Here is an 11,882-nt window from a genome sequence, read left to right as displayed (position 1 = left end):
GGTGCTGGACCGGTACCTGCACCACCTGCGGACGCCCCCTACCCAGCCCTCGGAACATCCGCAGACAGCCCAGAACATAACGAAGCACTACTAGGGGGTTTCGTTCGGATCAGGTCGGGCCCGGCCCGATCCGAACGAAACCCCCTAGCCCCCGGGGTGGTCCGCGGGCCGGACGATGCCCCGGACCACCCCCAGCCCCACCAGGTCCTGCGGCCGGATGCGCAGCTGGGCGGCGGTCGCCTCCACCTCCTGGGGCGGGCGCTTGAGGATGGCCGCCGCGAGCTCCGGGGCGATCACCGAGAAGTAACTGTCCGGCGCCGCCCAGGTGTTGCCGGGCGCGGCCAGGGCGAGCGCCCCGCCGGAACCGCCCTCGCCGACGACGAGGGTGGTGACCGGCACCCGGGCGGCGGCCACCGCGGCGAACACCTCGGCGATCGCCGCGCCGGCGGCCTGCCGCTCGGCCTCCGCGTCGTTCGCGGCGCCCGGGGTGTCCACCAGCGTCAGCACGGGGACACCGAGCCGGCCGGCCAGCCGGATCAGCCGGGCCGCGGTGCGGTACCCGGCGGGCCGGGTCGCCGTGCCGGTCTGCGCCGCGAACGCCACGGTACGGCCGCCGTGCTCCCCGAACCCGCAGAGCATCCCCTCGGGGTCGGTCCCGCCGCACCGGTCGCCGCTGATCCGGACCCGGTGGGTGAAGTAGGCGTCCAGGTAGGCGCCCGCGCGGGGGCGCCCGCCGGAACGGGCCCGCCCGACGGCCTCCCAGCCGGTGCCGGGGAGCCCGGCGGCGCCGAGCGCGGCGGGGACGGGCGCGGGCTCGGGGTCGGGCGCGCCGGACGGGCGGGCCAGCAGGCGCAGCCACGCCCCCAGCACCCCGCGCAGCTCCCGCGGAGGCACCACCGCGTCCGCCGCGCCCACCGCCACCTGGGCCTCCGCCGTGTACGCGGCCGGATCGGCGCCGGGCGGGCGGACGCGGGAACCGGCGAAGCCCACCTGGGCGCCCGGCAGGGCCAGGATCACATCGGCTCCCGCGCCGAGCGTGGCCCAGCCGCCACCGGTCGTCGGATCCCGCAGCACCGCGATCTGCGCCAGCCCCACCTCCCGGGTGAGCGCCGACTGCCGGGCCACCCGCTGGAGTTGGGTCAGCGCGAGCATGCCCTCCTGCATCCGGCTGCCGCCGGTGGCGATCAACGGCACGACCGGCAACCGGTGTTCCCGGGCGTGCGTGTACGCCGCCTCCAGCCGGTCCCCGGTGCGCTCGCCCAGCGAGCCGCCGAGGAAACCGAACTCGAAGGCGATCAGCACGGCCGGGGTGCCCTCGACCCGTGCGGTGCCGCAGACGACCGACTCCTCCTCGCCGGTGCGCTCGGCGGCGCGGGCGCGCGAGGCGTCGTAGCCCTGCCAGCCGAGGGGGCCGTCGGGCGCCCGCTCCCCGGCCGGTACGGGCAGTTCGGCGAAGGTCCCGGCGTCCGAGACCAGGGAGAGTATCCGCCGCGCGGAGAGTCGCTCAGGCATCGGTCAGCGCCCGCTTCATGAGCTTGCCCATGTCGTTGCGGGGCAGCGACTCGCGGTAGCGGACGACCCGCGGGCGCTTGTGCGGGGCCAGCCGCCGGGCCACATGGTCGGCCAGCTCCCCGGCCGAGGGCGGCCGCTGCGGATCCGCCGGGACGACCCAGGCCACGATCCGCTCACCCAGGTCCGGGTCCGGCTCCCCGGTGACCGCCGCCTCCCGCACCCCCGGATGCTCCAGCAGCGCGTTCTCGATCTCACCCGCGCCGATCTTGTAACCGCCGCTCTTGATCAGATCGGTGGCCTTGCGCCCGACGATCCGGACGTACCCGTCGGCCTCCCGCACCGCCATGTCCCCGGTGCGGAACCAGCCGTCGGCGGTGAACGCGGCGGCGGTGGCGTCGGGCCGGTTCAGGTACTCGGTGAACAGGTTCGCACCGCGCACCTGGATCTCGCCGACGCTCTCCCCGTCGAGGACGGCGATCTCCGTCCCGTCCTCCTCCACCAGCCGCAGCTCCACACCCGGCAGCGGCACCCCGACCGTCCCGGCCCGCGCCCGGCCGTCGGCCCGCACGGCGGTGTTCATCAGCGTCTCGGTCATGCCGTACCGCTCGACCACCCGGCGCCCGGTCGCCGCGGCGATCCGCTCGTGGTCGTGCACGGGCAGCGCGGCCGAGCCCGACACCAGCAGCCGGGCCCGCCCCAGCGCCGCGGCCAGTTCCGGGTCGTCCGGCAGGGCCTCGGCGATCCGGTGGTACATCGTCGGCACCCCGAACAGCATGGTCGCGCCGGCGTTCAGCTCGCGCGCCACGCCCTCGGTGGTGAACCGCCCCAGGTGCCGTACCGCGCCACCGCGCCGCAGCGGGCCGAGGACGCCCAGCACCAGCCCGTGCACGTGGAACAGCGGCAGCCCGTGCACCAGCACGTCCCCCGAGGTCCACTGCCAGGCGTCGGCGAGCGCGTCCAGGGTGGTGGCGACGGCCCGGCGCGGCAGCACCGCGCCCTTCGGCGGGCCGGTGGTGCCGGAGGTGTAGACGACGAGCGCCGGATCCTCTTCGCGGGCCTGCGTCCCGGGGGCGGTGCCGGTGGCGGAGGCGTCGACGTCCAGCCGCTCCAACGCACCGAACACCGGCGGCAGTTCCGTCCCGGGCGCGGTGAGGACGAGGTCCGGCGCGCTGTCGGCCAGGATGTGCGTCAGCTCCTTCTCGCCCGACTTCGGGTTCAGCGGCACCGCGGCCGCCCCGGCGAGCAGCACACCCGTCACGGCGACGGCGGTCTCCAGCTCCGGGGTGGCCCACACGGCGACCCGGCGCGCCTTGTGGACCCGCGCGGCGACCGCACCCGCGGCCCCCGCCAGCTCGCCGTACGACAACGACCGCTCACCGAACCGCAGGGCGACCCTCCCCCGGACCTCGTCCGGGGGGACCCCCGTCTCGCTGCGCTCGTCCGGGCCGTCCGCCAGGGCGGGAAAGAGGGAGGACACGCGGCGCACTCCTTACTGTCGGGGCAACTGCCCCCCTTCCTACACCAGCTGCCCCGCCGCGACGACGTCGGCGATCACGCAGCTCACGTTGTCGGGGCCGCCGGCCTCGTTCGCCGCCTCCACCAGCAGCCGCACCGCACGCTCGGGGCCGGCCCCGCCGGTCAGCAGGTCCTTGATCCGGGCGTCCGGCAGGGCCTCGGTCAGGCCGTCGGAGCACAGGACGTACCGGTCTCCCTCCCGGGCCTCCTGCAGACGCAGGTCCGCGGTCGCGGCCGGTCCGCCGGTCAGCGCCCTGAGCAGCAGCAGCCCCTGGCCCACGCGGTGGTCCCGGGTCATGCGCACCAGCTCGCCGTCCCGCAGCAGATACGCCCGCGAGTCCCCGATGTGGGCCACGGCCAGCCCCGACCCCGTCCACAGCAGGGCCGTCAGCGTGGTGCCGACCTCGTCGCCGGCCCCCGCGAGCTCCCGTACGGCCTCGGCGGCGGAGCGCACCGCGTCCTCCAGCACGTCCAGCGCGCTGCCTTCGGGGAGTTCACCGGCCTCGTCCAGGTACCTCAGCGCCGCCACGGCGGCGCTGCTCGCGGGCGCCCCGGCCGGGCCGAATCCGTCGGCGACCGCGAGCAGCCGGCGGCCCGCGTGGACGGTGTCCTGGTTGGCCGGGCGGACCAGCCCGCGGTCGGTGCGGGCGGCATGACGCAGTTCCAGCATGAGAGAACACTCCGATCTCGACGCTCCGGTCAGATGGCCGACGAGGAGCGCGGCGAGATCCCGCCGTGCGGCCGTCTCCGCCTCCACGCGCGCCCAGAACGCCTGGACCGCGCGGGCCGCGTCCACCGGATCCAGGGCGCACACCGCCCGGATCTCGGCGAGCGGCATCCCGAGGCGCCGCAGCCAGGCCACCAGCCGCGCCCGTTCCAGCTGGGCGACGGCGTAGTACCGGTAACCGGTGTCCGGGTCGACCCGGGCGGGCCGCAGCAGCTCCAGCTCGTCGTAGAGCCGCAGCGCCTTCGGTGACAGCCGGCTGGCCCGGGCGAACGCCCCGATCGTCAGGAACTCGGTCCGCATCGCGTGCTCCTCCTCGTCCGCCTCGATGCTGGGGCTTCACCGAGGGTGAAGGTCAATCGCCCTGTCCCGGTTCCGGGACGGTTGTTAGCCTCGCGGTGATCGAACCGCCGTACGACAGGGAGTCCGCCGTGCCCCGCATCGCCCTCGCCACCTACGACCCCGGAGCCGAGCCGGGCAAGGACGGCGATCTGCCGGAGCTGGTGCGGGCGCTCGGGGACGCCGGCGCGCGGGCGGAGGCCCGGTTCTGGGACGACCCGGACGCGGACTGGGGCGGTTACGACCTGGTCGTCATCCGCTCGACCTGGGACTACAGCTGGCGCGCCGCGGAGTTCGGGGCCTGGGTGGAGCGGGTCGGGCGGGCGACCCGCATCGCCAACCCGGCCGGGATCGTGCGCTGGAACACCGACAAGCGGTACCTGGGGCAGCTGGCGGCGGCAGGGGTGCCCACCGTGCCCACGCGCTACATCGCCCCGGGGGAGCCCGCCGGCCTGCCCGACGGGCACGAGTACGTGATCAAGCCGACCTCCGGCGCGGGCGCCCGGTTCGCCGCCCGCTACACGCCCGACCAGCACAAGACGGCGGTACGACAGCTCGCGCGGATGCACGCCGAGGGCTTCACCGCGATGGTGCAGCCGTACGTGCGCGGCATCGACGTCAGCGGGGAGCGGGCGCTGCAGTTCTTCGGCGGCCGGCTGCTGCACGCCAGCCGCAAGGGCGCCGTCCTCGCCCCCGGCACCCCCTACGACGCCGACAAGGTGGCCCACCCGGACCTGGAGCGCTGGCAGCCGACGGACGCGGAACTCGCCGTCGCCGAGAAGGCGCTGGCGGCCGTGCCCGGGGGCGAGGACCTGCTGTACGGGCGCGTGGACCTGGTGGACGGGGAGGACGGTGAGCCCCGCCTGATGGAACTGGAGCTGGTGGAGCCCAATCTGTTCCTCTGGCTGCACCCCGGCTCGCTGGAGCGGGTCACCGAGGCGATCCTCACCGCGGCGGGGGAGTAGCCCGGACGGCGGCCGTCTCCCGGCGGACCCGCCCGCACGCCCGTGCCGCGAGACGTACAGCCGCTCGGCCGTGCGGGTGAAGTGCGGCTCCCCGGCGACCGCGACGACGTAGCGTGGATCGCGGGCGTGGACGTCGTGGACGGGCAACGGCGTCCGGCGGCACGCCGGCGCGTGTCGAGGATGCGATACCGATGGGGAGTCGTCGTGCACAAGGTGTGGCTGGTGACCGGGGCGAGCAGCGGTTTCGGGCGGGCGATCACCGAGGCGGCCGTCGCCGCGGGTGACGTGGTGATCGGCGCGGCCAGACGCCCGGAGGCCCTGGACGACCTGGTGGCCGCCCACCCCGGCCAGGTGGAGGCGGTGCGCCTGGACGTGACCGACCTGGCCGCGATCGACGCGGCCGTACGGGATGTGATGGACCGGCACGGGCGGATCGACGTGCTGGTCAACAACGCGGGCCGGACGCACGTCGGCGCGGTCGAGGAGACCACCGACGCCGAGCTGCGCGCGCTGTTCGACCTCCATGTCTTCGGGCCCGCGGCGCTCGTGCGGGCGGTGCTGCCGCACCTGCGCGAGCGCCGCTCGGGCGCGATCGTGCAGATGAGCAGCATGGGCGGCCAGATGTCCCTCGCGGGCTTCGGCGCGTACAGCGCGACCAAGTTCGCCCTGGAGGGCATCTCGGAGGCGCTCGCGGACGAGGTGGCGGAGTTCGGCATCAAGGTGCTGATCGTGGAGCCGGGCGCGTTCCGCACCGCGATCTTCGACACCGCGCGGGCGGGCGCCAGCGCGGACAGCGGGACGTACGCCAAGGTGGACGAGACCCGCGGCTTCGTGTCCGGCGGCGACGGCGCCCAGCCCGGCGACCCGGCCAAGGCGGCGGCGCTGATCCTGGCCGCGCTGGAGGCCGAGCGCACCCCGCTGCGGCTGGTGCTCGGCGAGGACGCGGTGAGCGCCGTGCTGGCCCACGCCGAGCAGGTCCGCGAGGACGTCAGCACGTGGGAGAAGCGGACCCGGGCGACGGGCTTCGACGACTGATCGGGCTTCGACGACTGAGCGGGATTCGACGACTGAGCGGGCCGCTCAGTCAAGGACCGCCGTGCGCTGCAGCAGCCCCCAGGTGAACTCGGCGGCCACCTCGTGCCGTACGCCGTCCCGGTCCGGTGCGGCGAAGGCGAGCCCCCACCGGGTGGGTGCGGTGCCCTCCAGGGGACGGGCCGGGGCGAAGGCGCGGGCGGCCTCGTCCACCGTGCAGGACCAGGGGGCGAGGTCGTCCAGGGTGCGCAGTCTCGGCGCGGGGGCGCCGGGCGCGCGCACCAGCCACTCGTTCCACACCGCGCCCTCCGGGCCGACCAGCACCTCGAAGCGCAGGTCGGGCCAGAGGGGCAGGGCCCAGCGCCGGGCCTCGCAGTCGACGTCGCCGAGCCGGCGCCGGACGACGGACTCCGGCGCGCCGAGGACGGAGCGGTAGCGGGCGGCGGCCGACCTGGCTCGGGGTGAGCGGACCATCGCCTGCCAGCGCTTGTTCGCCTCCCGCATGTCCGCGATCGAGGCACCCAGCTGCCGGCGGGCGTCCGCCACCAGCTCCGGGTTGTGGTCGGCCATGCGACGCAGCAGCACCAGCTGGAAGTCGACGTACATGGCACCCATGGTGCCCGGCACGTACCCGACCATTGCCCGCCCACCCGTCCATGACTAGCCTGTGTTCGTCATGCCGATCGCCTGTTGATATCTCGAACACCGGGGTGGTGGACGGGCGCTTAGACCCAAGGGAGGGGGCCGGACGTGGGACGCCTCGTGCCTGCCGTGACCCGGGCTCTCGACATTCTTGAGCTGTTCCTCGACGGGGACGGGACGCTCACCGCCCCCGACATCGTGCGCAAGCTGCAGCTGCCGCGCACCACCGTGCACGAGCTGGTCACCACGCTCGCCGCACGGTCCTACATCGTGCCCCTGCCCGGACAGCCCGGACGGTACCGGCTCGGCGTACGCCCGTACCAGCTCGGCAGCCGCTACGCCGAGCAGCTGGACCTCGCCGCCGAGGGCCAGCAGGTGGCCCGCTCGGTCGCCGAGACCTGCGACGAGACGGTGCACGTGGCCATCCTGGAGGGCACCGACGTCATCTACATCGCCAAGGTCGACTCCACGCACGCGGTGCGCATGGTGTCGGCCGCCGGCCGCCGCCTCCCGGCCCACTGCACCTCGGTCGGCAAGATGCTGCTGGCCTCGCTGCCGGAGCAGGAGCTGGCCGCGCGGATACCGGACGGTGCCGAGCTGGCCGCGATGACCCCCAACAGCATCACGGACCCGGCCGCGCTGCGCGAGGCCCTGGCGGAGATCCGGCAGCGGGGTCTCGCCGTGGAGAACCGCGAGTCCAACCCGGACGTCTCCTGCGTGGCGGCACCGGTCCGCGACCGCGCCGGGCAGGTGGTGGCCGCCCTGTCCATCTCGGTGCCGATGATCCGCTGGAGCGAGGGCCGGCGGGGCGAGCTGGAGCAGCTCGCCGCGAAGGGCGCGGCGGAGCTGTCGGAGCGGCTCGGGCACCGGGGGACGGCGTGAGCGGCGGGTACGAGGTCGCCGTACGGGCCCAGGCGGCGCTGGGCGAGGGCCCGACCTGGGACCCCGAGACGGGCCGGCTGATCTGGCTGGACATCCTGGGCATGCGGATCCACACCTACGACCCGGCGACGGACCGCCGTTCGGCCCGTACGACGGAGCAGCACGTCGGCGCGGCCAAGCCCCGGGCGGCCGGGGGCCTGGTGCTCAACCTCCGGGACGGCGTGGGCCTGCTCGACCCCGACGGCACCTTCCGCTGGCTGCACCACGAGCCGGTGCCGGGCCGCCGGGCGAACGACGCGGCGATCGCGCCGGACGGCTCGCTGTGGGCGGGCACCATGCGGTACGACGAGGCGGCGGGCGGGGGCACGCTGACCCGGCTGACCGGTGCCGGCGCGGTGGAGCCGGTCCTGTCGGACGTCACCGTCAGCAACGGCACGGGCTGGAGCCCGGACGGCCGGCTCATGTACTACATCGACACCCCGACCCGCCGGGTGGACGTCTTCGACCACGACGGTGAGCGGGTGCGCGGCCGGCGGCCGCTGCTGGAGATCGAGGAAGGGGCCGGCTTCCCGGACGGGCTGACGGTCGACGCGGACGGCTGTGTCTGGGTGGCGCTGTGGGACGGGGGAGCGGTCCGCCGCTACACGCCCGCCGGCGAGCTGGACCGGGTGATCGAGGTGCCGGCCCCGCGGACGACGGCCTGCGCGTTCGGCGGCGCCGGGCTGACCGACCTGTACATCACCACGGCCCGCACGGGCCTGGCCGCGCCCCACCCCCTGTCGGGTTCCGTCCTGGTGATCCCGGACGCGGGGCAGGGCCTGCCCCAGCCCGCGTTCGCGGGCTGACGGCCCGCGCCGGCCGGCCCGCGCCTACAGAACCCCGGCGGCCTTGCGTTCCTCCGTGGTCAGCGGGGGTTCCGTCAGCCTCGGCCGCAGGGGGCCCACCGCGGCGGCGAGCAGCACGCTCGGGGCCAGCAGGACGTCCGCGCCGCGCTCCAGTGACGTCACGTCCGTCACCCGGCGGGCGATGCGGCCGTTGCCCGTCGCGGTGTACAGCAGCCGGCCGACGTACGCGGACACCAGCCGGTCCCGCAGCGTCGGTCCCTGCTCGGTGGCGCCCGGATAGAACACGTCCGCCCCGATCGCCAGTTCCCAGGCCTCCCGCACGGTCCGCCCGACCGCCTTCTGCACCCGCCGGGCCAGGCCCGGCGACCCGAGGCCGAACCGCAGCGCCGTGTCGCGCAGCACCCGCGCCGACCGGGCCGCGACGGCCATCCCGTGGCCGTACACCGGGTTCAGCGCGCACACCGCGTCCCCCAGGACGACGAAGTTCTCCGGCCACCTCGGCATCCGCTCGTAGAAGTAGCGCCGGTTCGCCGTCGTCCGGGTGATCGTCACCTCGCTCAGCGGCTCCGCGCCCGTGCTCAGCAGCTCCCCGATGAGCGGATGCCGCAGCTCCGCACGGGCGTACCGGGCGAACTCCGCGCCGTCCGAGGGCGGTTCGTCACCCCGGCCGCCGTACAGCGTGACGATCCACTTGCCGTCCTCCACCGGCATCAGCACGCCCCCGCACCCGTTGCCCGCGGCCCGCGGATCGGGCTGGAGGTTCACGACCGGGAAGCCGTCCCGGGCCCCCTCCGGCGCCCGGAACAGCCGGCTGCCGTAGACGAGCCCGGAGTGCACCTCGCGCCGCTCGGGCGTGGGCAGCCCGAGTCCGGTCAGCCAGCCGGCGGCGCGCGAGGCCCGCCCGGTGGCGTCCACGATCAGATCCGCCGTCAGCGTCCGCTCGGTGTCGTCGTGGGCGCGGACGCGGACCCCCGTCAGGGCCGCGCCGGTGCCCTCCACTCCGACCGCCTCGGCCCGCTCGACCAGCTCGATCCGCTCGTCCGCCAGCACCAGCCGCCGCACCACGGAGTCCAGCAGATCCCGGCCGGCGGCCAGCATGAACGCCGACTCGGACCACCGCCGGTACCAGCCGTACGGGGACAGCGCGACCATGTCCGTGGTCATCGGCACCCGGCGCGCCCCGGCCGCCACGAGCCGCTCGATGGCCCCGGGCAGCAGCTCCTCCAGCGCCAGCGCGCCCCCCGACCACAGTTGGTGCACGTGCCGGGCCTGTGGCAGTCCCTTGCGCGGCTCGGGCCCCGCGGGCAGCGCGTCGCGCTCGATCACCGTCACCCGGGCGCCGGCGACGGCCAGGGAGCGGGCCGCCAGCAGGCCGGCGAGGGAGCCGCCGAGGACGACGGCCGTGGGCATGTGATCACTCATGGGCGGCAAGGCTCTCTGCTGGGGCGGTCGCACACGCGCGGACCGCCTCGATGTCGTCGGGACGGCGGAGGGCTCGGGAGACGGCCCCGATCTCCTGGAGCAGCCGCGTGGTGTCGGGCCCTTCGCCCGTCCCGGGCGGCTCCGGTGTGCGAGCCCTGGCCTCCACGGCGTCCAGGACGGCCACCGCGGCGGCGAGGGCCCGGGCGCGCTCGGGGGGATGCCCGAGGGCCAGCGCGGCGCCGTGGGCGCGTCTGCTCAGTTCGAGGTCGATGTGCCGGGCCAGCGGCAGCAGCACGTCCCGGATGAACGTCTCGCGCCGGGTCAGCCGCAGCTCGGGCGTGGCGCGCAGCACGAACGGCACGCCCTCTCCGCTCACGGTGCGCATCAGGTGGTACAGCGGCCGCAGTTCGCGGTGCGCGAGCCGGACCCGCCAGCGGTCGTGCAGGTACTGGCCGGCGTGCGGCAGGATGAAGCCGACCGCGATCAGGATGGCGGACAGCGCGGCGACCGGCGGCGCGAGGTCGGTGCTCAGCGAGTCCAGGTCCCGGCCGCACCAGTGGGCGGTGACGGCGGTCAGCTTGGAGGCGTCGAAGATCAGGTTGAGCACGTAGCCGACGCCCAGCAGCTTCAGGCCCCAGCGCAGCCAGGCGTCCAGCCCCTCGGTGCGCACCCAGTTCCAGATCAGCCGCGAGGTGATGAGGACGGCCACGGCATGGGCGAGGAGGTAGAGCAGGATCTCCTCGCGCATGAACGGCGTGTCGGCGTAGTAGGTGTCCAGGTCCCGCAGCCGCTCGACGGGCGCGTCGGCGAGCAGGAACAGGATCCACAGGGCGGCGATCACCCCGCAGTACACGGAGACCACCCAGCGCATCGCCCGCCGGGTGGCGGCCGAGCGGTCGGACAGGCCGTTGCGCCAGGCGATGATCAGCAGCAGACACGAGCCGCAGAACGCGGTGAGCAGCGAATAGCACCAGGGCGCCGAGACGTTGGGCACCCCGACCAGCCGGTTGACCCGGGCGATCGTGGAGGGCGCGCAGAACACGAACACCGCGCAGGCGAGCAGCAGCAGTCCGCCGACCGCGCGCAGCAGCGGATCCCGCCACAGCCGGATGATCGTGGGCAGCTTGATCACCAAGGCGGCGCTCAGGACGGCCGCGGGGATCCAGAAGGAGATGTAGAACTCGCCGAGGAGTCCGGAGGTGTTCAGCGCCAGCAAGGTCACCGCGCGGCTCCTCCGCGTCCGCGGTAGCCGAGGGAGCGCTGCAGCGGGTCGAGGGGCGCGCCGGATCCGGAGCCGTCGAGACGGGGCCGGAACAGGGTGGCCAGGCGGTGCCCGAAGTCGTCGGCCTCGGCCTCGTCGGTCTCCCGGGAGCCGTTGCGCGCGGCCACCGTCAGCGGCGCGTCCCGCCAGTCGGGCGCGTCGGCGAGGGCACGGGCCGCCGCGGCCCCGGCCAGGTGGTGGTGCCGGTGCCCGGCGTGCAGATGCCACAACTCATGGCCGAGGATCACCAGTTGCTGCACGGCCTCGGCCCGTTCCTCCACGATCACCAGGTCGAAGTCGGCGAACTCCACCCACAGCCCGGTGACCTCGATCTCGTCGGGGAAACGCTCGAAGCGCAGCTCCACCGGCCGTCCACCGCGCAGCGCGCCCATCTCCTCGCACAGCGCCCGGCCCAGCTCCCGTACGCCGTGCGGCGGTTCGGGGCGGGCGCGGACGGCGGCGGCGAGGGCGCCGGCCAGGGAGCGCATCGCCGAGCCCGGACGGGCCGGCCGCAGCCGTGCCGCCAGGCGTGCGGCTCGCTCACGCGCCCCCGCGATGCTCATCGGTCCCCCTTCTGCCGCTCAGAGCGTACGCGTCTGGACGTGTCCTCGTCACGGGATCCCGGCGAGCTTCGTCCAGGACGAAACCACCTGTGAGCTCGTGCAGGGACCATTGACGCGGAAGCGCTTCGCACCTACGGTCCGTTCGGAGTCACGTGCACCAGTCGACATGTCGAACACCTC

At 75.0% G+C, this 11,882-nt stretch carries 11 protein-coding genes and 1 pseudogene; 4 read left to right on the top strand and 8 right to left on the bottom strand.

Translation table 11 applies throughout. From position 1 onward, the window contains the following. Nucleotides 1-144: 144 nt before the first annotated feature. The 3 genes from AB0N17_RS36265 to AB0N17_RS36255 are packed head-to-tail and all read right to left on the bottom strand — an operon-like array spanning nt 145 to nt 4,054. Nucleotides 145-1,512, bottom strand: coding sequence for a carboxyl transferase domain-containing protein (locus tag AB0N17_RS36265; RefSeq protein ID WP_366015882.1), 1,368 nt, complete (start codon nt 1,510-1,512; stop codon nt 145-147). Further along, nucleotides 1,505-2,989: an acyl-CoA synthetase gene (locus tag AB0N17_RS36260; protein ID WP_366015881.1), complete on the bottom strand. Its 1,485-nt coding sequence runs from the start codon at nt 2,987-2,989 to the stop codon at nt 1,505-1,507. The genes AB0N17_RS36265 and AB0N17_RS36260 overlap by 8 nt, the downstream gene beginning before the upstream one ends. Before the next feature lie 39 nt (nt 2,990-3,028). After that, complete coding sequence (locus AB0N17_RS36255; RefSeq protein ID WP_366015880.1) at nt 3,029-4,054, bottom strand: MerR family transcriptional regulator; 1,026 nt, start codon at nt 4,052-4,054, stop codon at nt 3,029-3,031. 128 nt (nt 4,055-4,182) lie between these two features. Between AB0N17_RS36255 and AB0N17_RS36250 the strand changes: the two genes are divergently transcribed. Continuing rightward, nucleotides 4,183-5,055 (top strand): hypothetical protein, encoded by an 873-nt coding sequence (locus tag AB0N17_RS36250; RefSeq protein WP_366015885.1) that lies wholly within the window; start codon nt 4,183-4,185, stop codon nt 5,053-5,055. Nucleotides 5,056-5,100: 45 nt separating this feature from the next. Here the strand turns inward: AB0N17_RS36250 and AB0N17_RS36245 are convergent. Further along, a pseudogene (locus AB0N17_RS36245) lies at nt 5,101-5,202 on the bottom strand (LysR family transcriptional regulator); the annotation flags it as partial. Nucleotides 5,203-5,259: 57 nt separating this feature from the next. Here AB0N17_RS36245 and AB0N17_RS36240 point away from each other — a divergent pair. Next, the gene (locus tag AB0N17_RS36240) at nt 5,260-6,090 is read left to right on the top strand and encodes an oxidoreductase (RefSeq protein WP_366015879.1); all 831 of its coding nucleotides are present in this window, start codon (nt 5,260-5,262) and stop codon (nt 6,088-6,090) included. A 45-nt stretch (nt 6,091-6,135) separates the two neighbouring features. Here AB0N17_RS36240 and AB0N17_RS36235 read toward each other — a convergent pair whose 3' ends face one another. After that, nucleotides 6,136-6,693: a hypothetical protein gene (locus tag AB0N17_RS36235; RefSeq protein ID WP_366015878.1), complete on the bottom strand. Its 558-nt coding sequence runs from the start codon at nt 6,691-6,693 to the stop codon at nt 6,136-6,138. 144 nt (nt 6,694-6,837) lie between these two features. Between AB0N17_RS36235 and AB0N17_RS36230 the strand changes: the two genes are divergently transcribed. Then, nucleotides 6,838-7,611 (top strand): IclR family transcriptional regulator, encoded by a 774-nt coding sequence (locus tag AB0N17_RS36230; protein WP_366015877.1) that lies wholly within the window; start codon nt 6,838-6,840, stop codon nt 7,609-7,611. Further along, on the top strand, nt 7,608-8,456 hold the full coding sequence (locus AB0N17_RS36225) for an SMP-30/gluconolactonase/LRE family protein (RefSeq protein ID WP_366015876.1): 849 nt from the start codon (nt 7,608-7,610) through the stop codon (nt 8,454-8,456). Before AB0N17_RS36230 ends, AB0N17_RS36225 begins: the two co-directional genes overlap by 4 nt. A gap of 24 nt (nt 8,457-8,480) precedes the next feature. Here the strand turns inward: AB0N17_RS36225 and AB0N17_RS36220 are convergent, their stop codons facing one another. From AB0N17_RS36220 to AB0N17_RS36210, 3 genes are read right to left on the bottom strand one after another with little or no spacing between them, the layout of a single operon-like run. Further along, nucleotides 8,481-9,878 carry an FAD-dependent oxidoreductase gene (locus tag AB0N17_RS36220; RefSeq protein ID WP_366015875.1) on the bottom strand — a complete coding sequence of 466 codons (1,398 nt, stop codon included), beginning with the start codon at nt 9,876-9,878 and terminating at the stop codon, nt 8,481-8,483. Beyond that, nucleotides 9,871-11,100 (bottom strand): MAB_1171c family putative transporter, encoded by a 1,230-nt coding sequence (locus AB0N17_RS36215; RefSeq protein ID WP_366015874.1) that lies wholly within the window; start codon nt 11,098-11,100, stop codon nt 9,871-9,873. The genes AB0N17_RS36220 and AB0N17_RS36215 overlap by 8 nt, the downstream gene beginning before the upstream one ends. Further along, a complete protein-coding gene (locus AB0N17_RS36210; RefSeq protein ID WP_366015873.1) occupies nt 11,097-11,702 on the bottom strand; it encodes a toxin-antitoxin system, toxin component family protein in 606 nt (201 codons plus the stop codon). The genes AB0N17_RS36215 and AB0N17_RS36210 overlap by 4 nt, the downstream gene beginning before the upstream one ends. Nucleotides 11,703-11,882 lie beyond the last annotated feature (180 nt).

Origin of the sequence: Streptomyces sp. NPDC051133, from assembly GCF_040682635.1 — a bacterium.
GTDB lineage: Bacteria > Actinomycetota > Actinomycetes > Streptomycetales > Streptomycetaceae > Streptomyces.
This window is presented reverse-complemented; position numbering and strand designations above follow the sequence as displayed.